The organism is Bacteroides sp. L008 (genome assembly GCF_040812255.1).
Classification (GTDB): Bacteria; Bacteroidota; Bacteroidia; order Bacteroidales; family Bacteroidaceae; genus Bacteroides; species Bacteroides vicugnae.
Genome location: NZ_JBFNXO010000002.1, coordinates 930,993 through 954,036 on the forward strand (window position 1 = coordinate 930,993; position 23,044 = coordinate 954,036).

The window sequence follows — 23,044 nt, forward strand, 5'->3', positions numbered from 1 at the left end:
CATGAAAGCAAAAAAATATATACTCGGCATTGCCCTTATCGGATTGATAGGAAGCGGTTGTACTAACACATGGGATGAGCATTATGCTCAAAACGCCAGTACGGTTAATAATACGGAGATTTCCATTGTCAATGAATCCCTTACCGATTATTTGGCTCAAGAATCCTCTTTAAGTAATATGTACCAGCTGTTCAGCGAAACAGGCATGGTGGAACAATTATTGGCGAAAGAACAAATGTACACCATTCTGGCAGTGGAGTCAAGCATTGCAGCGGGGGATGATCCTATATACACCGCTCAGACCTATATCTCTGATGCCTCTATCTCACCTTCAAATCTGGAAGGCGGACAACGTCTTTTGATGTGGAGCGGTAAATATTTGAATATCAGTAAAACCGATGGGGAAAATAATACTTCTAGTATTCAATTTAATAATGCAACCGTAACTCGGGTAGTTAAACTGACCAATGGATATTTGTATTTGTTAGATCAGGCTATCAATGCTCCGCGCAGCATGTATGAGATCATAGAAAATTTGGGTGACGATTATTCTATCTTCCGTGAAATGATCTTGTCACGTAATGTTTTGACATTTGACAGAGACGCGAGTAAAGTGGTAGGAGTAGACAATACGGGAAATACCGTATACGATTCGGTATTTACCGTAAGAGCTCCTTATTTTGAAAAGGTAAAGTTTGACATCATGTCCGAAAATCTCAGTGCTACCATGCTAATCCCGTCCAATGACGTAATCAATAACGCATTAAGCGTAGCACGGAAGAATCTGGAGAACTGGAATATGACACGTGCAGACAGCATTCTGGAAAACTGGATATTTCAATCGGCTTTCTTTAATAAGATTTATGATAAAGCCAGTTTTGAAAGCAATGAGGACTTAACTTCTGTATTCAGTAAACAATGGCGCACGACCGTGCAGAAAGTGGATCTTGACAATCCGATATCCATGAGTAACGGAGTAGCTTACCATGTCACTGAAATGAAGATACCTACTAACGTATTGATATATCGCCTTAAAGAGCTTTTCAGAAACTACGAATATTTGAGTGCCGATGATAAAGATACGTATTTCAAGACTACCAATCTCTCATTTAACAAGATTAGTGAAACGGATGAAGCGAACTGCGCAGGATGGGCAGCATTAGGATTCCCTACGATATATTACAGAGTTCTCTATTTTAACTTGACAGATCCTGATAATCAAATATATACGCTTGATTATACACCATTTAGAGGTGAAACTGTGGGAACTCGCTATGTGGCTACTCCTTATAAGGTTCCTCCTGGAACATATACGCTCACCATGGGGTTCAGACAAAAGAAAACTTTAGGAGCGATTGCCGTTTCAATTATCAAGAATGGAGAAGAAATTCCTGTAGCCACTCTTTCTCAGTCGGTGCTTAATAATGCATCTGCTTACCACTATGATCGTGGCGGAGGCGGATATCCGGAAGGAATAGATGAAGCTGTTGCACAAGGATTTAAAAATAAATCAAAATATGATCGTGATGGAGGTGCTGTAGGTACAGTCACTATTCCGGGAGACGAAGCCAGCGAAATTATGATACGTCTTAGTGGATCAGGTTCCAATCTATCTGAAGCAGCACTATACCACTGGTGTTTAAGACCAACTGCGGACTGTTATTAATCTTATGAAAATAAAGACAACATGAAAAAGATACAAGTTTTATTTTTCACCCTGTTACTTTGCTTGGTCGCTGTCAATCTGTATGCACAGGAACAAGGCAAAATAAGCGGTAAAGTATTATCCACCCTGAATGTTCCGATTGAGGGTGCGGTAATATCCGTCACCGGAAGCGAAAATGTCACTACGGATAAGAGCGGAGTTTTTCAAATTGAATGCAAGAATCTACAGAAAGCCACTATTTCTGTCTGGGCTGCCGGATATTATACGGTGCTTCAAGCAGTGGACAACCGTAAGGAGATGACGATCATAATGATTCCTGAATCGGAATATAAGTATAATGAAACAACAGTGCTGCCCTTCCGTATTGAAACGAATGAAGTGACTACTTCTGCAGAGAATATCACTAAAAAAGATTTCGTACCTGCTGGTATGAAGATAGATCGCGCCTTGGCTGGACAGATTGCGGGTTTGCAAGTGACCCGTGGCAGTGGTATGCCAGGAGAGGGAAGTTTCATCAATCTTCGCGGAACACGTTCTTTTGTGGGTAATAATGCTCCATTAGTAGTCATCAACGGCATTCCTTATATACCGGACGTAAATGATTCACCATTGATTAACGGATTGAGCCGTAATATCTTTCAGGCTTACAACCTCAATGATATTCAAAATATCACCGTTTTGAAAGGTGCGGAAGCGGCTTTATATGGCTCTATGGGTGCTAACGGTGTCATTCTGATTGAAACAGATGGTGCTACATCGGAGAATATGAACACGGAAATCAGTTATTACGGTCAGTTTGGTGTTAATTGGAATAACAAACGTATGCCCTTGCTGAATGGTATAGATTACCGTTCTTATCTATCAGACATGGGAATGAGTTATTTCGGAAACATGGATGAGTTCTTTACCGAATTCCCTTTCATGAGCGACCCAACTAATAGTAGATACGCCAACTATTACAATAACAATACGAACTGGCAAGATGAAATCTACCGGAGCGGATTTGTGACAGAAAATCTGTTTCGAGTAGAAGGTGGTGATGCTATCGCCAAATATGACTTGTCTTTGGGCTACTCTAAAGAAGACGGAATACTGAAAAGTACTCAGCAGAACCGCTATCATACACAGTTGAACGGAAACTTCTTAGTAAGTAAGAATTTTGAAGTCTATGCTACTGTCGGATTGGCATATATCAACGGTAATTATCAAGAACAAGGGATGAATGTGCGTACCAATCCTTTGCTCGCCGCTTATGCGCAGTCTCCGCTGCTTGCTCCCTATCAGAAGGCTGATAACGGAGAATTTACTCCGATTTACTCCGACTACTATTATGGAATCAGCAAAAATATGGACTTTGCTGTAAGTAACCCGTTAGCCATTGTCAATGACTTGGATGCGAACAGTCGCCAATATGATGTGAATATTAAGGCAGGTTTCAATTATAAAATATTTCCCGGTTTTTCTCTTAATGGTGTCTTCGGGCTTTATTATAACTATAATAAGGAGCATATTTTCGTTCCAGGCAGAACAGATCTTACTATCGTTCCTACTACAGATACATATGGTACTGAAGAAAATACGATACGGGAAGGTGTAAACGAAACGACTAATTATTTTTATAACCTAAACGCACGCTACAGCAAGCAATTCAGTAGCCGTCATGCTTTGAATGCTATGGCAGGAGTGCAAATATTGACTACTCTGCAGGAATACGACGGGGCATACGCTCGCAACACAACCAATGACTTCTATCAGGTACTGGGTTCGGCTGATGCTATAGGTCGTTATTTCGACGGTTATCAGAATAAATGGAACTGGGCTAATATTTATGGTCACGTTGACTATACTTATAATCATGTATTGAATGCTGCATTGAATATGTCTATCGACGGTTCTTCCGCAAACGGAAGATACACCAACCATTTTCGGGTTTATCCATCAGGCGGAATCACATGGATGGCGAAGAATATGTCTTTCCTTATAGACAAGGATTGGATCACCCGTCTGGATTTGCGTGCAGAATACAGCCTGACAGGAAACAGTCGCTTTTCTTCCAATTATGGAAAATCTTATTATAGTAGTTCACCCTATATGGCTGTATCGGGTATTATGCGTACCCAAATCCCGAATACGCATTTGAAACCGGAGATAACTTCCCAGATGAATTTAAGTTTGGATGCCTCTTTCTTGAGAAACCGTATTAGTCTGGGAGTAGATTATTATCGTGGCAGAAGCAAAGATGTAATCATGAACATTGGAAAATCTGCTATCTATGGAACATCTGCTTATTATGCAAATGTCGGAAAAATTGATAACAATGGAGTGGAGCTTTCATTGCAAGCTTCCCTTATCCGTATGCGTGACTTTGAATGGATTGTAGGAGGTAATATCTCTTTCATGGAGAGTAAGATTAAATCATTGGGCGGAAACAATCAGGAAACAGTTCAATATAGTGACGGTTCGATGATAGTAAGTCGTGTAGGTGGAAATCCATATGAATTCTACGGATTGCAAGCAAACGGTGTCTACTCTACCCAAGCGGAAGCGAGTGAAGCCGCATTGATCAACAGCAGTAATCAGGCATACAGTGCTGGTGATGTACGTTATGTAGACCAGAATAATGACGGACGTATTGATTCTAAAGATTATGTATCATTGGGTAGTGCCACTCCTGATTACTTTGGAGGGTTCTATACCAATATTCGTTATAAGCATTTCTCACTGGCGGCCGAATTCTCTTATTCAAAAGGAAATGAAGCATACAATGCGGTAAGAAGGACATTGGAATCAGTTTCTTCTTTCTCTAACCAAAGTGTAGCAGTGACTAATCGTTGGAATGTAGAAGGACAAGTGACTAATATCCCGCGTGCCAGCTATGGAGATGCTATTGGAAATAATAATTTCTCTTCCCGTTGGATTGAAGATGCTTCTTTTCTACGTATGAAAAGCGTTACGTTGAGCTATAGTTTCGACAAACCGATTTGGAAGTTTTTCCGTTCCGGCACACTGTATGTGACAGGAGAAAACTTGCTTACTGCTACCAAATATTTAGGAATGGACCCTGAATTTGCCTATTCATCCGGTAACAGTGCCACACAGGGATTTGATTATGCGAAAGTGATGCAACCGAAATCAGTCAAACTGGGTATTAACTTGAAATTCTAATGATGCAGATGAAAAAGATATTATTAAACGCCGCTTTCATTCTGGCGGTTACCTTATTGGGAGGATGCGATGACTTCTTCAATCCTGATACAGATGTTACACTGGATAATGAGGATTATATATCAGAAGAAAGTGAGATGTACTCCGGCTACATTGGTATCATGACCAAAATGCAAGCCATTGGAGACAAAGTGATTTATTTGAATGAACTTCGAGGAGAAATGGTGGTGCCGACTGCAACGGCACCCACAGAACTCTACAATTTGTACAATTACGATGATGATTTAAGCGGTAATTCATACGCAGACCCTTCTGGATTCTACGAAGTAGTAAATGCTTGTAACGATTATCTTCGGAAATTGAAAGCATACGAAGAAAAGAACTCTATAAATGAAAGCCACTATAAAGCATTAGTTAGTAGTACGCTGCGTATCAAAGCATGGATGTTTATGACAATCGCTAAAATCTACGGAGAAGTGGCATGGGTGGACAAACCAATGACTTCGTTGAGAGACCTGTCACAGTTTGACATATTGAATCTTGACGAAACGATGGTAGCTTGCAAGAATCTGTTAGATATTGGTTATGACAACATTGACGGGACTTACGAAACAGCATGGAAAGACTGGGTGGACCCGGATACAGAACTGGCAAATAGTGAATATCGTCGTTGGGATATGATGACTCCTCCTTACTATGCTATATATGCAGAGATTTGTTTGTGGTTAGGCAGATACCAGCAATGTATCAACCTGATACTTAATAAAATGAATAGTATATATCAAAGTACCACGAATCAATCTATTGCTTTCTTACGTAATGATATGTTGTTCAGCCATTATACCAATTTCTTTAATAACGAGACTCCGTATGATTATGAATCGGCATCTGCAATTATGTATGACTATCAAAACAGGCAGACGAACAGCCTGCTGAAGCATTTCGACTCTGATTATCCGAATAAATATTGGCTGGCACCAGCAGAGGTTGCTGTAGAACGTTTCAGAAATAATGAATTCGGTCCGTTGGGCAATAAAGATAAAGATTTCAGAATGGGTTATACGGTATCTGAATACAATGGTAAATGGGTTATCAGTAAATTCCGTCCAACTTCTAAACCTGTACGTAACGCTTATCGCGATGATGTATTCGTATATACTTACCGCGGTGCAGACCTTTATTTTATGTTGGCGGAAGCATTCAATCAATTGGGCAGAAGATCTGTAGTAGACGCACTGATTAATGTAGGGGTCAATGCTTACTCTAGTGAGTTTGATATTGATGAAGAAGGTACTTATTCCGGGAATTGGTATGGTATTACTCCTCATTGGACGAATAACAGTACTGTATATTATTATTCAAACGGGACAACAGGTATTGGTAGTCGTAAATATGGTGACAGAGGGATTCGTGGAGTAGAAGTAAGCTATAGTAACCTAGGAGCACGTACCTTCACATCTAATGTGCAAAACAATGACGAAGAAATATTGAAAGAAATGATGTTGGAAATGGCGTGCGAAGGAAAAGTTTATCCGGCTATGATTCGTATGGCGAAACGTTATAAAGATAATAGTTTCATGGCGAAATATATTTCGGAAAAGTATGAAAGTACTGGTAATGCTGCAGCCATCCGTTCCAAAATAATGAGTGGAGATTATTTCATTAAATGGAAGTTAAAATAAAAAATCCTCAAATCATCCTTTGATGTGGATTAGGTTGGGGTGACGCGGATTTTTGAAAGAGAATCCGCGTCATTGTTTCAAATATAAATACTTTTGCAAATAACAATAACAAAGAATGATGAAAACATTAGCAGCATATATTGCAGCACTTCTTGTTTGGACAGCTTGCGGAGACGGAAAACAGTCCGTTATTGACCGTGAGGCGCTGGTAGAAAGAAATAGTCCCGTTGTTACGGCATTCGATTCATTGGCTTCCCTTTCTGTAGGAAATGGAGAGTTTGCTTATACGGTAGATATAACCGGTTTGCAGACATTTCCGGACAATTACAGCAAAGGTGTTCCATTAGGAACGCAAAGCCAGTGGGGATGGCATAGCTTTGCCAATCCGGAACATCTCACTCCGGAAGAAACCTTGAAAGAGTACGATTTTGGGCGAGGGAAGAAAGAACTTTATGCCACACAGTTCAAAGAGAAAGGCAGACAGCAAGATGCCGCTAACTGGTTTCGTGTCAATCCACACCGTCTTCATTTAGGGATTGTCGGTTTCGACGTGAAAGAAGATACGGATATTGAACAAGTGACTGATATTCATCAGAAACTTTGTTTGTGGAATGGAAAAATTGAGAGCAGGTTTAAATTAAATGGTGAAGATTATCAGGTGGAGACTGTCTGCCATCCTTCCAGTGATATGATTGCTGCTCATATAACCTCCAAGGCACATACCGGAATTTGTTTTCGCTTTCCGTATCCTACAGGAGGACACTGTGATGATGCTTGTAATTGGGAAGCCATTGATAAACATACGACGACGATTGTTACTCAAAATGAATCTTCTGCAGTCCTGAAGCACACTTTAGATAGTACAGAGTATTATATAACTTTGCATTGGGAAGGGAAAGCGACTTTGAATGAAAAAGCAAAGCATTATTTTGTACTGACCCCGATAGACGACAAACTGGCTTTTACCTGTGCTTTTACTAGTGAAGCTCCTTCTACGCAGACTGTCACCGTGGAACAGACTCAGGAAGAAGCAAAAAACTATTGGAACTCTTTCTGGAAAGAAGGTGCAGCTGTTGATTTCTCGTCATGTACGGATTCACGCGCCAAAGAATTGGAACGACGTGTGGTACTTAGTCAATATCTGCTTGCTATTCAAAGCGCGGGTACTACTCCTCCGCAAGAAACGGGGCTTACTTATAATTCATGGTTTGGTAAATTTCATCTTGAAATGATCTGGTGGCACGAAGCCCAATTTGCTCTCTGGAACCGTAGCAATTTACTCGACCGTACACTTGCTTGGTATGAAAAAGCAGAACCTATGGCACGCCAAATAGCACAGAGACAAGGATTTGACGGTGTTCGTTGGATGAAAATGACCGACCCGTCAGGAACAGAAGCTCCCTCTAAAGTAGGAAGTTTTCTGATCTGGCAACAACCCCATTTAATTTATCTGGCAGAATTGCTTTATCGTGCCGATCCGACTAAAGAAGTACTAGAGAAATATAATCGTTTAGTACAAGAGACAGCTGAATTTATGTATTCCTTTGCTACCTATGATGAACTGGAAGGACGCTATGTGTTGAAAGGTGCCATCCCCGCACAAGAAACGTTACGTGCAGCAGAAACTGTTAATCCTCCTTTCGAACTTTCTTACTGGCATTTTGCAATGCAGACCGCCCAACAATGGCGTGAGCGCATGGGGCAACAGCGTAATCTGGAATGGGATGAAATGCTCGACAAACTTTCACCTCTAGCTTATAATGCAGATGGACTTTATCTGGCTGCTGAAACAGCTACAGACACTTATAAAGACATTCGTTATACTTCCGATCACATGGCAGTGCTGGGTTCAGTCGGTATCCTTCCGATGAATAAACTTATCCGGGAAGATTATATGAAAAATACATTGCACTGGATTTGGGATAACTGGAATTGGGGTAAAACCTGGGGATGGGATTATCCGATGACAGCCATGAATGCTGCCCGTCTGGGCGAACCGGAAAAGGCTGTTGGAGCTTTACTGATGGATAAACGCACAAATACATACCTGATAAATGGTCATAATTATCAGGATGGTCGTTTGCGCGTTTATTTACCGGGTAATGGTGGCTTGTTGACTGCTATTGCAATGATGTGTGCAGGTTGGGACGGATGTACCGAAACTAATCCGGGATTCCCGAAAGACGGGACATGGAATGTTCGTTGGGAAGGATTAAAGCCATTACCATAATCAAACACAAAAAATATGAAATATTTTCGTCTGAATCTTATTTTAAAAGGAGGGCTTACTGCTTATTGTCTTTTTATGTTGCCGGCAATGCAATTAAATGCTCAAAGAGAGGCAAAACAGATCGGTGACTTTAAAGAATCCATCTCCTTAAACGAGCATTTGCGAGGGGCAAAACGGACGTTGCAATACCATCCTGATGGAGATGAATTTGTTTGTATCAACGGTAAGAACCGCTATACCCGTGCTTTGTATGGTAGCCATAGCCCTTTTCGTGTAGAAACAAGTGACCGGCCGGTTTTTGCGTTTTATAATAATGGACGTGCAGGAAATATAAGTTTCAAAATCATTCTTCGTGATGGAACAGAAGTTGCACTTGACCGTACCGGATATTGTGAATCCCGCTACTCGGCAGGAAAGCGTACCTATTATCTGACAGACCCTTCCTGGGGAAAAGGAGAACTGCGTATTGTAGTATTGGCATTAGCCGATATGGATGGAGCTATCTGGCGTTTTTCCGCTTCGAATATGCCTAAAGGGGCTATACTTCGTTGGCAGCATGGAGGTGCTACCGGGAAACGTTTGAGTCGTAATGGAGATATGGGAGTCGATCCGGCTGATTGTTTCGAACTTCCGGCCGAAGTTACCGATCTTGTCACAGGTGAACTTCCCTTGCAGAAAGAAGCATACTTAGTACGTGGGGAAGTGCCTGAACAATCTAATGCCCATAAACTCTATCAAAAAGCGGAGGCGGCTTCTTTGGCATTAGCCTCCCGTTTGAAAATAGAAACTCCGGACCCTTATTTGAATACCTTGGGAGGAGCGTTAGTTGCTGCTGCCGATGGAATTTGGGATGGGCAAGTCTGGTTGCACGGTGCTATTGGCTGGCGTATGCCGTTGAGTGGGTGGAGAGCCGGGTACACCGGTGATGCTTTAGGATGGCATGATCGGGCACGTACTCATTTTGATGCTTATGCGGCCAGTCAGGTGACTGATGTTCCGAATACAATTCCGCATCCGGCACAGGACTCCACAATGAATCTGGCACGTTCGGAAAAACGTTGGGGAACTCCTCAATATAGTAACGGTTATATTTGCCGGAATCCGGGGCGGAATAATCAAATGCATCATTATGACATGAATCTTTGTTATATGGATGAACTCTTATGGCATTTCAACTGGACGGGAGATACGGCGTATGTCCGTAAAATGTGGCCTGTAATTACCCGTCATCTTGCTTGGGAAAAATTAAATTATGATCCGGACAATGATGGCTTATATGATGCTTATGCTTGTATCTGGGCAAGCGATGCACTTTATTACAATAGTGGTGCTGTCACCCATTCATCGGCTTACAACTATCGTTCCAATAAAATGGCAGCTTTTCTAGCTTCCTTGATAGGTGAAGATTCTGTACCTTATCAGAAGGAAGCCGAACAAATATTGAAAGCGATGAATAAACGCCTTTGGATGCAGAGTAAAGGTTGCTGGGCGGAGTATCAGGATTTCATGGGACATCGTCGGCTTCATGAAAGTCCGGGATTGTGGACTATATATCATGCACTTGATAGTGAAGTTGCTGATCCTTTTCAGGCTTATCAGGCTACGCGCTATGTCGATACGGAAATACCTCATATTCCTGTATATGCCGATGGACTGAAAGAGGGGTATGCAACGATTGCCACTACCAATTGGTTACCTTATTCCTGGAGTATCAATAATGTGGCTTTCGCAGAGGTGATGCATACAGCTTTGGCTTATTTTCAGGCAGGACGTCCGGAGGAAGGATGCCGACTGATGAAAAGCTCCTTTCTGGATGGTATGTATCTAGGGAACAGTCCGGGCAATTTTGGACAAGTCAGTTTTTATGATGCTGCCCGTGGAGAATGCTATCGTGACTTCGGAGATCCGATTGGGGTAGCTTCCCGATTGCTGGTACAAGGCTTGTATGGTATTTTACCGGATGTTTTGAACGGTAAGATGGTGATTCGTCCGGGATTTCCCGCAGAATGGTCAAAAGCTTCTATTTCTTTGCCGGATATGACTTATAGCTTTGTTCGGGAAAAAGATGTGGATACCTACCAAATAGAGCAACGTTTTGAGACTCCTTTGGCATTGACATTACAAGTGAATGCTGGGAGAGAAGAAATTCATTCGGTGAAAGTGAATGGGAGAGAGGTTGACTGGAGTTTTGCAGAAGCGGCTTCCGGTTATCCGGTGATTATCATCCCTGCCTCTTCTGCAAAGAAATCAACAGTCGAAATTGTATGGGGAGGAAAAAGTTTGAGTTCGGCGCTGCCTGAAATACAGGCGAATGCTTTAGCGGAGATCAATATCCCTTCAACTTCAGGGGCAGTATTCGGTGAAATATATGATCCACAGGGAGTTTTGGTACAGCCGAACGTTAGTGATACATCTATTAGAAGTAAAGTCAACGATCATTTAGGACATCATACTTTCTTTGTTCGCATGAAACAGGGACAAATGGAATGGTGGCAGCCTGTGAATATACAAATATCAGAATTAGAAAAATCATCGGTCGTTCTCCCTTTCTCACAGGTGAATACATTAGAGTGCCGGATGATAAATATGGATTCTCTGTTCAATGCGAATGTTACTGATATTTTCCGGAATAAGTATCTCACTCCCCGTTCACCATTTACCACTCTACAGCTTCCTGTTCAGGGCATTGGTGAGTGGTGTCACCCGAAACTAACAGCCGATATTGACGATACGGGTTTGCGTGCGTTGGTGCATGATGAGGTGTTGACTACCCAATTGGGTGTTTCATTCCGAACATTGGCTCAAGGAAAGAATATAGCTTTCACTTCTTTGTGGGATAATTATCCGGATAGTTTGAGTATTCCGCTTTCCGGTAGAGCTTCTCATGCCTATTTGATGATGGCAGGTAGTACTAACCACATGCAGTGCCGCATTGCTAATGGTATCATTCGTGTATTCTATACGGATGGCACTTCCGATGTGCTGGAATTAGTGAATCCGGATAACTGGTGTCCTATTGAGCAGGATTTCTATGTCGATGGTCAGGCATTCACTGTATCTTCTCCTCGTCCTTATCGTATTCATTTCAAGACAGGTATGGTAAGTAATGACTTGGGAAAAGACTTAGGAATAAAGGGTGTTTATGGACGTTCCATTGAGGGGGGAGCGGGCATACTTTTGGATATGCCTTTGAATCCTTCTAAAGAATTAAGCCATCTGACGTTGGAAACACTTTCGAACGATGTTGTTATCGGCCTGATGGGAATTACAATTCAATAAAACAAAAAATAAATGATTAAAAAGAGATGCATTATGATGAGAAGAACTATTTATTTACTACTTATACTGCTATTTGTGGCAGAGGTAACATCTGCGAATACTGTTGATTTTGATAAGGCGTTTAAAGAAAGTGCCCGTATCGAAAAACAAATTAAACGGACCTCTTTTCCGAAACGAACATTTCTTATAACTGATTTTGGAGCAAAAACGGATGATGAGGCTAATCCTTGCCATGAAGCCATTAATCAGGCTATTCTACAGTGCAGTCTGTCAGGAGGTGGCACAGTAATTGTTCCTAAAGGCACTTTTTATACCGGACCTATTACTCTAAAGAGCAATGTGAATTTCCATCTCGAAGAGGGAGCTGTTTTGAAATTCTCTACAGATCAAAGCCTTTATTTTCCTGCAGTTTTAACTCGTTGGGAAGGAATTGATTGCTATAATGCTCACCCCTTGATTTATGCTTATGGTGAAAGCAATATTGCCATAACTGGAAAAGGCATTATTGACGGACAAGGTAGCATGGAAACTTGGTGGCCGATGTGTGGAGCCGTAAAGTATGGTTGGAAAGAAGGCATGGTGGCTCAACGCAATGGAGGTCGTGAACGTCTGTTGATGTATGGTGAAACATCGACTCCTGTCTACAAGCGTCTGATGAAGCCGGAAGATGGTATGCGTCCGCAGCTATTGAACTTACATTCCTGCCACACCATCTTGATTGAAGGTGTTACTTTGTTAAACTCTCCATTTTGGGTGATTCATCCTCTTTTCTGTGAGAGCCTGATTGTCAGTGGAGTGACTGTTTATAATCGTGGACCTAACGGAGACGGATGTGATCCTGAATCTTGTAAGAATGTGTTGATAGAGAATTGTACATTTGATACGGGGGATGATTGCATTGCCATTAAATCAGGACGTAATGAAGACGGACGTAAATGGAATATTCCCAGTGAGAACATTATCGTACGTGGTTGCATGATGAGGAATGGACATGGAGGAGTAGTGATTGGCAGTGAGATTTCCGGTGGTTACCGTAACTTGTTTGTAGAAGACTGCCGGATGGATAGTCCGAATCTGGATCGTGTCATTCGTATTAAGACCAGTACTTGCCGGGGAGGGCTTATAGAAAATGTATATGTGCGCAATGTAACGGTAGGACAATGTCGTGAAGCAGTACTTCGTATCAATCTACAATATGAGAATCGGGAAAAATGCAAGAGAGGTTTTGATCCGATTGTCCGTAACGTGCATTTGAAAAATGTGACTTGTGAGAAGAGTAAATTAGGTGTGCTTATTATCGGATTGGAGGATGATAAACATGTATATAACATCAGTGTAGAGGATTCTCATTTTAATAATGTAGCCAAAGGAGGAAATGATATTAAAGGGGCGAAAGATGTCACTTTTAAGAACCTTTATATCAATGGCGAATTGGTGAAATAGGATATAATTTTAATAGATAAAAATCCGGCTATGAATGAAGAAGAATGGAAGACTGTCTATGACGTACAAATCTATGTTACATCTTTATCTGCAATAAGTGATTGTAATTGGAATAAGTTAGAATTCTGGATAAATCTTCATCAGAATGGTTTTATCTATAAATTGAGGCATTATTATCCTATACTTTCTGAAGATGATATACATATCATTCTTTTGTTACGTATCGACTTTAGTAATGCACAGATTTCAGAGTTGTTCCATATTCTAGGAAGTTCTTTTCGAATACGCCGTAGCAGATTGAAAAAGAAAATGAATGTTTCTTGTGAATCTATTACCGATTTTATTAAATCATTGTGTTTAGAATGATCTTTCTTTAAAAAACATATTTAAATGCGTATACATTGGCTGTGTATACGCATTTGTATACGGTTGAAATTTGTATTTCAATTTATAAATGTCGTCCTTTGTCATAACAAGAGTGATAAACTTTTATCCGTACTACTATTATGGTATCGCTTTGAAAAAAAATCAATATTATTAATCTCTCAGAGTTGTTCTTATGAAAAAGTGGAATCTTGGTTTTATGATGGTTGGATTAGCTTTTCTAATCAGTATTTCTGTACTTAGTTGCCAGACAAATGATGATGGCGATTACTCTCAACAGGTAGCAGAGGTGACTGCGGCCGATCTCTTTATTACTTCGGAAGCACATCAGAATTTGGAAAAAGAAATCAGAAAGAGTTTGAGAAAAAAGCAAAATGCCATTTCCAAATTCTCGAGAGAAGAAATGGAACAGTATCAGCAACTTAGAAAAGATTTACTTAATATGGAAACTCGTGCAGAAGCGAAAATACAATGGAATAAATTGCTTGGATACGATTATTATGCCAGCTTAGATCGGATCTCCAATTTAGCTAGAAAAGTTTATGAAGGGACAGATTTTACCAGATTAGAATTGATGAAGGCTCGGCAAAAGCGTAAAATGCGTCAAGTTGTTATCACTCGTGTTGAAAAAGATGAGGAGGCGATCCGAGACTGTATTGCAGCCTTTTCTGAAATAGCAGAGTGGAGAACAGAGGATTGCCTTAATGATTATGATATAAAAGTAATGGATATACCTTTTGTATCTTGGACTCAAGTTGCAATACTAGAAGAACAGTATAGACGGGAATGTGATCAATGTACCCAAGCGGTTGATGATTATTTGCAAACCGGAATAAGCAATTGTGAGAGTAGCAATGGTACGTGTCCTATTACGGCATTTCATTAAGCTTTTAAATTGTAATACATTTATGTTTAAGTTATAATTTAATATGAAAGTAAAAAAGCAAATTTTTGTTCTATTTTTGACAATGCTGGTAGGAATCCCTATTCTTTCTGCCCAAAACAAAAAAGAACAAAAAAAACAAAAGGTGGAAGTTATCAAAAATATCATTGTATCAAGAAACTATAGGATCGACGCGGATACTTATATACATCCGGATAGAGATCCCATACTATTGGATGAGTCCGATAATTCGATTGAAATTAGAAATGATTCTGTCTTTTCTACTCTTCTTTATCTCGGTCAAGTTGATATACCATACGGTAGGAGAGGAGCTGAACTTTTCTTTCAAGCTCCTTTGAAAAAATATACAATGGATATAGATAAAAAGAAAAATACTCACATCAAGTTTTCAGTAGATGCAGCAATAGGTGATTGTAACTTTTATATTAAGGTGTATCCCAATGGAAGTGCGAGCATTTATGTCACCTTGCAGCAGGGGAAGAGTGTTAATTTTTTAGGAGAATTAAATATGCGAAGAGAAGAAACGGAGTCTTTGTAGCACTTAATATATTATTATGAAAAAATATCTATTCATTTTTATTTTCGTATCTATAGTCCAGCTATTCTATGGACAAGAAAAATACACTATCCAGGGTGAATTACCCGACCATTCGTTAGATAATAGTTATTTGCGTTTGACTAATAGTTCAGCTCTTGGTGAAGAGAGTGAACGTATTAAACATTTATTTATTGATAGTATATTGGTGGTTGACGGGAAATTCCATTATGAAGGTGTACTTTCACAAAAGCCATTCTTAGCGTATCTTTCAAGTGCAAGGACAGGAAGAAATATGTTGAATTTCGGCCTGTATTTTATAGTTGAGCCTGGTAATATTCATATCCGTATTGCTAATTGGGCAGATGAGGGGGTGGTATCAGGTACTCCTATTAATGAAGATTACAGTACCTATATGATTGGCACAAAGAGAAGTATGGAAAATCAATTACTTTTTTTAGAAAAATATGCCCAATACCCGGATGTCGTACGATTCCACTTATCTTTTTTATTGAACGGACGAAGAATGTCAAGGGATCCTAATTTTCCAAAATATCTACAGATTCTCGACCGAATGCCTAAAGCAGATCGGGATATTCTTTTGGCTTGGCTGGACTATACTATTAAAAAGTATGAATATGAAAAAAAAACCAAACCATTATTGGACAGTATACGTAACAATGCCCCTCGTTTCATCGAGACTATTCCGAGTAATTCATCATCAACAACGATGAAAAATAAGTAGAATTTTAGTCTTATTGTGATTTGTGTGACGTGTTTTTGATTATGAAGTTGACAATCAGCGGGAGAATAAGTGCCCTATATGTTACTACCTTAAAAATAGTTTTATGAAAAAAACAAAGCTTTCTTGAATATGGTTGTGTTAACCTTTTTAATAGCCATATCTATGCTTAGTTGTCAATCGAATGATGATTATTTGCAAATCGGAATAGGCAATTGTGAGAGTAGCAATGGTACGTGTCCTATAACCGTATTTCATTAGGCTTTTTATACATCCATATTTAAGTTATAATCTAATATGAAAGTAAAAAAGCAAATTCTTGTTCTATTTTTGACAATGCTGGTAGAAATTCCGATTCTTTCTGCCCAAAGCAAAAAAGAACAAAAGAAACAAAAGGCGGAAGTTGTCGGAAAGATTGTTACATCAAAAGTCTACAAGATAAATGTAGGTATTTGCATTCTTCCATGTAAAGATCCTATATTATTGAATGAGTCTGATTATTCAATAGAAATTAAAAATGATTCTATTTTTTCTGATCTTCTTTATCTCGGTCAAGCTGATATACCATATAGGAGAGGAGCTGAACTTTACTTTCAGGCTCCTTTGAAAAAATATACTATGGATATAGATAAAAAGAAAAATGCTCACATCAAGTTTTCAGCAAATGCAACAATAGGTAATTGCAACTTTTATATTAAGGTATATTCCAATGGAAGTGCGAGCATTTATATCACCTTGCAGCAGGGGAAAAGTATCAATTTTTTAGGAGAATTAAATATGCGAAGAGAAGAAACGGAGTCTCTGTAACACTTAATTATTATCATGAGAAAATATCTATTCATATTTATGTTTGTATCTATAGCCCAACTATTTTACGGGCAAGAGAAATACACGATTCAAGGTGAATTTCCTGATAATTCGCTGGATGGAAAATATATAATACTGACCGATAAATCTTTTCTTCCTGATGAGTACAAACGTAAATGGAAAGCATCTGATGATGAAGTAAAAATATTGGTAACTGATAAAAAAATCTATTATGAAGGGGTAACTATGCGTAAACCTTTTTTGGCGCAAATCTATTATGATAGACCAACATTCAGTGGTCAGACAAGTGCGACTTCTTTTGTAATAGAACCTGGGAATATCCATATCCATATAACTGATTGGTATGAGGAAGGAAACGTATCGGGTACTCCTATCAATAAAGACTATGCCACTTGTGTCATTGAACGGAGAAATTTGGTAAATAGAGTTTTGCGAACTATTAGGTTAGAAGGGCAGACTCAAAAGGATGATAATTTCCATTCTTTTAATTCTGCATTTGAATGCTTCGAAGAAGGTGAATTGGCTTTCTTTGAGAAATATGCCAAATATCCGGATGTTATCCGAGTAATGTTATCTCGCTATTTGGAAGTTAAGGAATTAAATAAAAGATTGGTGGATGCTAAATATTTACGTATTCTTGACTTAATGCCCAAAGCGGATCGAGATATTTTGATAGAGTGGCGAGAGTATACAATGAAGAGAGAGGAGTATTGGGCAAAGAGAAGAGCGTTGACCGATAGTCTTAATCGTAATGCTCCTCGTTTTATTGAAAGACGGGTAAATAATATGCTTGATATAACTGTAAAATGATTTTATAGAGTTAAAGTGTAATTAATATGAAAGAGAAACTGTTTTTTCTCATTATATTCGTATTTTCTGCTCAATTGCTTTTGGGGCAAGAGAAATTTACGATTCGGGGTGAATTCCCTGATAATTCTTTAGATGGTAAATATGTGTTATTAATAGATAAATCGTATCTTCTTGAAGAAAGGGAAGGACAAAAACAAGCATACGGCAACAGCATAAAAATAAAGGTGATTGGCAAGGAATTTTTTTACGAAGGAACTGTCACACGAAAGCCTTTTTTTGCACAAATATCCTATGATGGACCACCGTTCCATAAAGGGACTGATATTAATCTTTTTGTGGAACCGGGTAATATCTATATTCGTATGGTTGATTGGGACGATAACGCTAATGTATCGGGCACTTCCATCAATGAAGATTATGATACTTATATTCTTGAGCGAGAAGCTCAATGGAATGCTGTATATTGGAATAGAGAACGTAGAAAAATGGCGAAAGATAGTACTAATATAGAGAATTGTAAGCTATTGGATATATCAGAAACTGAACAGCGTTCAGAAGGTCGGTTTACTTTTCTTGAAAAATATGCAAAATATCCGAATGTCATCCGAGTCATGTTGGCTCGTGATTTAAGGACAAAATACCCGATTAGGGAGCCTGAACTCTCTCAATATTTACGCATTATCGATTTAATGCCCCAAGCGGATCGAGATGCTTTTTTATCATGGTGGGATTATATTATGAAAGAACGAGAATTTAAAAAGAAGAGCCGAATGATATTAGATAGTTTGATCGGTGATCCACCCCGTTTCATCGAGACTATTCCGAGTAGTTCATCATCAACAACTATAAAAAATGAGTAAAATCCTTGGTTTTATTGTTATTCTGCTGATTTGCGTTTCTTGCAATCCAAAAAGGAAGGCAGAGATGTCCCTGTCTTCCTATACACACGATTTCGGAATAATTAGTTCTGATATAATTTGTCGTGATAGCATTACAATCACCAATGTTGGCAATGCCAGGTTGGAAATAGGAGAGATCGAAACTGGATGTGGATGTACACAAGCATCGGTGGAGAAGTATGAATTAAATCCTGATGAATCGTGCTCGCTTCATTTTTCTTTCAATCCGAAAGGAAAGGGATTGGGAGCGAAAGAAGAATTAATTATTATCAATGCAAATACAGACTCCCTCTTTTATATTCTGCAAGTTAAGGCAATTATTCAGTGATAATGTTTTTACGTTTTCTTTTTTACTTATCACCACCTTATACTTATCGGCTGATTGGTTTATGGATAGGTATTTTATGCCTAAAAATATAAGTTTCGTTGTCGGCATCATAGTATGGGGAGGTATTTGCATAGGGAACTGGAAGCGAAAAATTAGCCTGTTTGTTGATTTTCTATTTGTGTCTTTTACTGTTTTTATGGGATATGTTTTCGTTTGCAGTCTCTTTACATCACAATATATACACAGTGTATACATCGTATCTGGATGGATTCTTTTTGTGTTGATGCGTAATGGAAAAAATCCTACAGAAACATTTAATAGCATTTTAGCTGTCGTTGGAGTTTTGTCGGCCTTGTATGGCTTGCTGCAATATGTAGGGTGTATAGAAACTCAATCTTATTTTTCTGTTACTGGTTCTTTTGATAATCCCGCCGGATTTGCAGCAAGCATCGTTCTCTGTTATCCTTTTCTTTTGTGCCAGACTTCTAATGGAAAAAGAAAAACGCTCAAGTTTATGGCGTGTCTTCTCCTCTTTATAGTCGTTATCTTATCCGGTTCGAGAACAGGGATACTTACTTTATGCGTAGTAACACTTCTTTTTTACGCTCTCCGCTATCGGAAGTTAATTCATAGAAGGCGCATCTTTTTTATCAGCGGAGGCACTTTGTTGCTAATAGGTTTATTCATTGGACTGATTTATCTGAAACCAGCTTCCGCTTCCGGTCGTGTTCTGATTTGGAAAGTATCTGCCGGATTGTGTAAGGAAAATATGATTCGAGGAAATGGACTTGGCTCTTTTAAGGCGGATTACATGCCGGAACAAGCCAAATATTTGTCTTCTTTTCATGCTGTTGAAAGTGAAAGAATGTTAGCAGGGAATACGAATCATCCATTTAACGAGTATTTGTTGTTGCTGATTGAACAAGGACTTATAGGAATCGCTTTATTCTTATTGTTGTTGGTTGCTGTTTTTCGAAGTAATGTGTCATTTGATACTCCAGCCTTACTAGCAATTGTTTCTATTGCTATATTTTCCTGCTTTTCTTATCCATTCAAATATGCTTTTGTTTGGTTCATGACTATCTACTGCCTCGCTTCACTTAATCAACGGGAGGTTGCTCTACGAACAATATGTTTCAACAAGCCATTTTTATTGATTATTCTTTTTATACTCTGTTTTTTTTCGATTAAGAATATTCTTTTCGAGCGTACATGGAAACGAATTTCGTTGGTTGCAGAAAAGAACAATGGTTTGCTGGATAACGAATTATCTGTATTTACCAAGCTATATGATGAGTGGAATGGCAATCCCTATTTCTTGTACAATTATGCATCAGAATTGAAGAATGTGGAATTGTACAAACAAAGCGTCAACATATTCTTGCATTGCGAATCTTATATCAATACATATGACCTGCAAATGCAATTAGCTGATAATTACTATCAGATGGGGTGTTGGGAAGAGGCTGAAAGACGCTATAAGCTGGCACAATTTATGTGTCCTAGCCGTTTTCTTCCATTACAAGGACTTTTGAGGATCTATGTAAAATCTGATAACTGTATACTTGCCGAACGGGTTGCTTTAGAAATAATCAATAAACGGATAAAGATACCATCTTACACTGTTGCTATCATACAGGAAGAGGCCAGAAACTATTTGCGCAAAAAGAATATTTAATTATAAACTAACAATCATACAAAATGAAAGCTACATTCATCTTTCTTTTTCTTGTTTTGCTTTTCAGTTGTCAAAGCTCTGAAGAAAAACAGTTGGAAAAGGTGCTGACACTGTCAGGCAACAATCGTTCGGAACTCGAAAAAGTGTTGGAGCATTATAAAGAAGATGAAGCCGATAGTTTGAAACTTAGAGCTGCCAAATTTTTGATAATGAATATGCCCGGACACCAGTCGTATATAGGGAAAGATATTGAGGAATATTATGTCGAAGCTGAAAAGATAATCTTTTCCGACAGAAAGATTGATGAACAGGTGAATGAATTAAATAATTTGTTGTTAGAGTTTCCATCAGATGATTTTGAATTTAAGGAAGATTACTCTATCATAAAGGCCAACTATCTGATAAAAAGTATAGACGCGGCTTTTGAGGATTGGCAACAAGGGAGTTGGGCAAGAGGCATTGCATTCGATGAATTTTGTGAATATATGCTTCCTTATAAGTGCGTAGAGTTTCAGGTTTTTGATGATTGGCGCAATGTGTTGAAACCGATAGCTAATGACACGTTATCTGATTATTTTTATAACGATATCTGGAATAAAACACCTTATTATGCGGCAGAAGCTATTAATATCAAATTGCGTGATACCGTTATTGTCGATTTGAAAAAGCCTCTGAAGTGGCATGCGTTATATAAGGTTCCGTTTTGGTGCAATATTCCTTCCAACTCTTGCGAGACAAGGACAAATACAGCTTTAGCTATCATGCGTAGTAAAGGTTTTGCGGTTTCGTATGATTTCGTTTTGCAGTGGCCTACAAAAGCGCATGCGCATTCGTGGCTAAGTATTCTGATAGATCACGATCGCCGAATGGTATGTGAAGGAGGACATGAACCTTTCTTAGCTTTCCTACGACCAGGCGAATGCAAAGGAAAAGTATATCGAAGAACGTATTCTCCCAATCAGGGCTTGGTCCGGTTGAATGAGGAAGCTGGCAGTGTTCCGAAAACGTTGCGTAATGTGTTTATGAAAGACGTTACAGATGAATATGGGACGACTATTAACCCTGCTTTTCCTGTACTTTCCGGGGAAAGAGAACGCAGAGAAAAATATGCGTATCTGGCAGTATTTGATAATGAAAAATGGATTCCTATTTGCTTTTCTGAAATAAAAGAAAGTAAGCGGGTTACCTTTGATAAAGTAGAGAAAGGAGCAGTCTATCTGCCGGTATATTATATAAACGGAAGGGTTCGTCCGTTCAATTATCCCGCTTTGTTGAATGAGAAAGGTGAACTGGAGTTCTTGAAACCTGACAGCGCACATAAAAGAAGCATTAGTCTAAAACGGAAATATCCTTTAACACGTAAAGCGTTTACCGCAGCACTCCGTTTAAAGTACAGCATGTTTCAAGCTGCCCAAAAAGAGGATTTTAGCGATGCTGTTACAGTGCATACGTTTAAAGAGTATAGCGTATCGGGTAGCGTGAATATAAGCGATACCACAAAGTATCGTTATTGGCGTTATATCTGTCCTAAACCATATCGCTGTAATATTGCAGAATTAATGTTCTTTGATAAAGGCAATAAGAAATTGACAGGAACAATTATAGGTTCTGAAGAACGAAGCAAAAATCCTCACTATAGCCGTTCTGCAGCTTTTGACTTGAATCCGTTGACTTTTTTTGCATCTAAAACGTTGAGGGATGGCTGGGTTGGATTGGATTTGGGCAGACCGGAATCTGTTGGAAGAATAGGCTATATGACACGTAATGATGACAACAATGTTCGTATTGGTGATACATACGAGTTGTTTTATTGGGATATGGATGGTTGGCATTCAATACAGAAAAAAGTAGCGGATGATTTTGAACTGACATTCCATAATGTCCCGCAAAATGCTTTGCTGTTATTAAAAAATCGAAGTAGAGGAAAAGACGAACGAATTTTCTTATATCGAGATATTAAACAGGTGTGGTATTAATTCATCGGTAAAATACATATGTAGAATTGGAATATGAATCATCTTATGAAATGGAATCGACAGCGATATAATAATACGATTATGCCCCAACACTGTAGTTTCCACATTCTCATTCCCCCTTCACCTTTCATTGCAAAAGCTGATGAATAAAGCGATACAGGGTGAAGAAGCTGCCTTTCACCTATGCTTTCATATTATACGTTTTTTTTAATCCAAAGCTAAGCTTTAGAAGTAGTAAAGCATAGCTTTAGCCTGCTTAAAGCAGTGCTTTTTAAAGATCAAAGAGTTTGTTTCAATCATTTAGCATCTTTCACTTGGAATATCCTAATGTTTGTTTCAAATCTTAGGAAGAAAAAAACTGGTTGCCGGGAGCATAATAAATTTAGCTATAAGCATATTCTGATTTGCTATAGTGAAAATTAGATTTGCTATAATGAAATCGGAAGTGAACTCTCGGTGAAAGGCGGCCCTTCACCCGATAACACCGATGAACAG

Annotated in this window: 16 protein-coding genes; all 16 read left to right on the forward strand. The window is 39.0% G+C overall.

The genetic code is table 11. The features are described from left to right. Position 1 precedes the first annotated feature (1 nt). Positions 2-1,666: a hypothetical protein gene (locus tag AB3G73_RS22555; RefSeq protein WP_234131866.1), complete on the forward strand. Its 1,665-nt coding sequence runs from the start codon at positions 2-4 to the stop codon at positions 1,664-1,666. A gap of 21 nt (positions 1,667-1,687) precedes the next feature. Beyond that, on the forward strand, positions 1,688-4,831 hold the full coding sequence (locus tag AB3G73_RS22560; protein WP_148364284.1) for a SusC/RagA family TonB-linked outer membrane protein: 3,144 nt from the start codon (positions 1,688-1,690) through the stop codon (positions 4,829-4,831). Next, positions 4,831-6,513, forward strand: coding sequence for a RagB/SusD family nutrient uptake outer membrane protein (locus AB3G73_RS22565; RefSeq protein ID WP_148364285.1), 1,683 nt, complete (start codon positions 4,831-4,833; stop codon positions 6,511-6,513). Before AB3G73_RS22560 ends, AB3G73_RS22565 begins: the two co-directional genes overlap by 1 nt. A gap of 118 nt (positions 6,514-6,631) precedes the next feature. Next, the gene (locus AB3G73_RS22570; RefSeq protein WP_367745725.1) at positions 6,632-8,743 is read left to right on the forward strand and encodes a hypothetical protein; all 2,112 of its coding nucleotides are present in this window, start codon (positions 6,632-6,634) and stop codon (positions 8,741-8,743) included. Positions 8,744-8,758: 15 nt separating this feature from the next. Continuing rightward, positions 8,759-12,022, forward strand: a complete 3,264-nt coding sequence (locus AB3G73_RS22575; protein WP_367745651.1) for a DUF4450 domain-containing protein — start codon at positions 8,759-8,761, stop codon at positions 12,020-12,022. A gap of 33 nt (positions 12,023-12,055) precedes the next feature. Beyond that, positions 12,056-13,465 carry a glycoside hydrolase family 28 protein gene (locus AB3G73_RS22580; protein ID WP_259011381.1) on the forward strand — a complete coding sequence of 470 codons (1,410 nt, stop codon included), beginning with the start codon at positions 12,056-12,058 and terminating at the stop codon, positions 13,463-13,465. A 30-nt stretch (positions 13,466-13,495) separates the two neighbouring features. Then, a complete protein-coding gene (locus AB3G73_RS22585) occupies positions 13,496-13,831 on the forward strand; it encodes a hypothetical protein (RefSeq protein WP_148364286.1) in 336 nt (111 codons plus the stop codon). 193 nt (positions 13,832-14,024) lie between these two features. Next, positions 14,025-14,735 (forward strand): hypothetical protein, encoded by a 711-nt coding sequence (locus AB3G73_RS22590; protein WP_148364288.1) that lies wholly within the window; start codon positions 14,025-14,027, stop codon positions 14,733-14,735. A 43-nt stretch (positions 14,736-14,778) separates the two neighbouring features. Beyond that, complete coding sequence (locus tag AB3G73_RS22595; protein ID WP_148364289.1) at positions 14,779-15,291, forward strand: DUF4251 domain-containing protein; 513 nt, start codon at positions 14,779-14,781, stop codon at positions 15,289-15,291. Positions 15,292-15,307: 16 nt separating this feature from the next. Further along, positions 15,308-16,033 (forward strand): DUF4369 domain-containing protein, encoded by a 726-nt coding sequence (locus AB3G73_RS22600; RefSeq protein ID WP_148364290.1) that lies wholly within the window; start codon positions 15,308-15,310, stop codon positions 16,031-16,033. 294 nt (positions 16,034-16,327) lie between these two features. Next, positions 16,328-16,837 carry a DUF4251 domain-containing protein gene (locus AB3G73_RS22605; RefSeq protein ID WP_148364291.1) on the forward strand — a complete coding sequence of 170 codons (510 nt, stop codon included), beginning with the start codon at positions 16,328-16,330 and terminating at the stop codon, positions 16,835-16,837. A 15-nt stretch (positions 16,838-16,852) separates the two neighbouring features. Next, positions 16,853-17,668: a DUF4369 domain-containing protein gene (locus AB3G73_RS22610; protein WP_122135676.1), complete on the forward strand. Its 816-nt coding sequence runs from the start codon at positions 16,853-16,855 to the stop codon at positions 17,666-17,668. 26 nt (positions 17,669-17,694) lie between these two features. Next, a complete protein-coding gene (locus tag AB3G73_RS22615; RefSeq protein WP_122135677.1) occupies positions 17,695-18,528 on the forward strand; it encodes a DUF4369 domain-containing protein in 834 nt (277 codons plus the stop codon). Then, a complete protein-coding gene (locus AB3G73_RS22620; protein WP_122135712.1) occupies positions 18,521-18,895 on the forward strand; it encodes a DUF1573 domain-containing protein in 375 nt (124 codons plus the stop codon). The genes AB3G73_RS22615 and AB3G73_RS22620 overlap by 8 nt, the downstream gene beginning before the upstream one ends. A gap of 76 nt (positions 18,896-18,971) precedes the next feature. Then, positions 18,972-20,573 carry an O-antigen ligase family protein gene (locus AB3G73_RS22625; RefSeq protein ID WP_298045816.1) on the forward strand — a complete coding sequence of 534 codons (1,602 nt, stop codon included), beginning with the start codon at positions 18,972-18,974 and terminating at the stop codon, positions 20,571-20,573. 23 nt (positions 20,574-20,596) lie between these two features. Further along, positions 20,597-22,549 carry a discoidin domain-containing protein gene (locus tag AB3G73_RS22630; protein WP_234131872.1) on the forward strand — a complete coding sequence of 651 codons (1,953 nt, stop codon included), beginning with the start codon at positions 20,597-20,599 and terminating at the stop codon, positions 22,547-22,549. Positions 22,550-23,044: the final 495 nt, after the last annotated feature.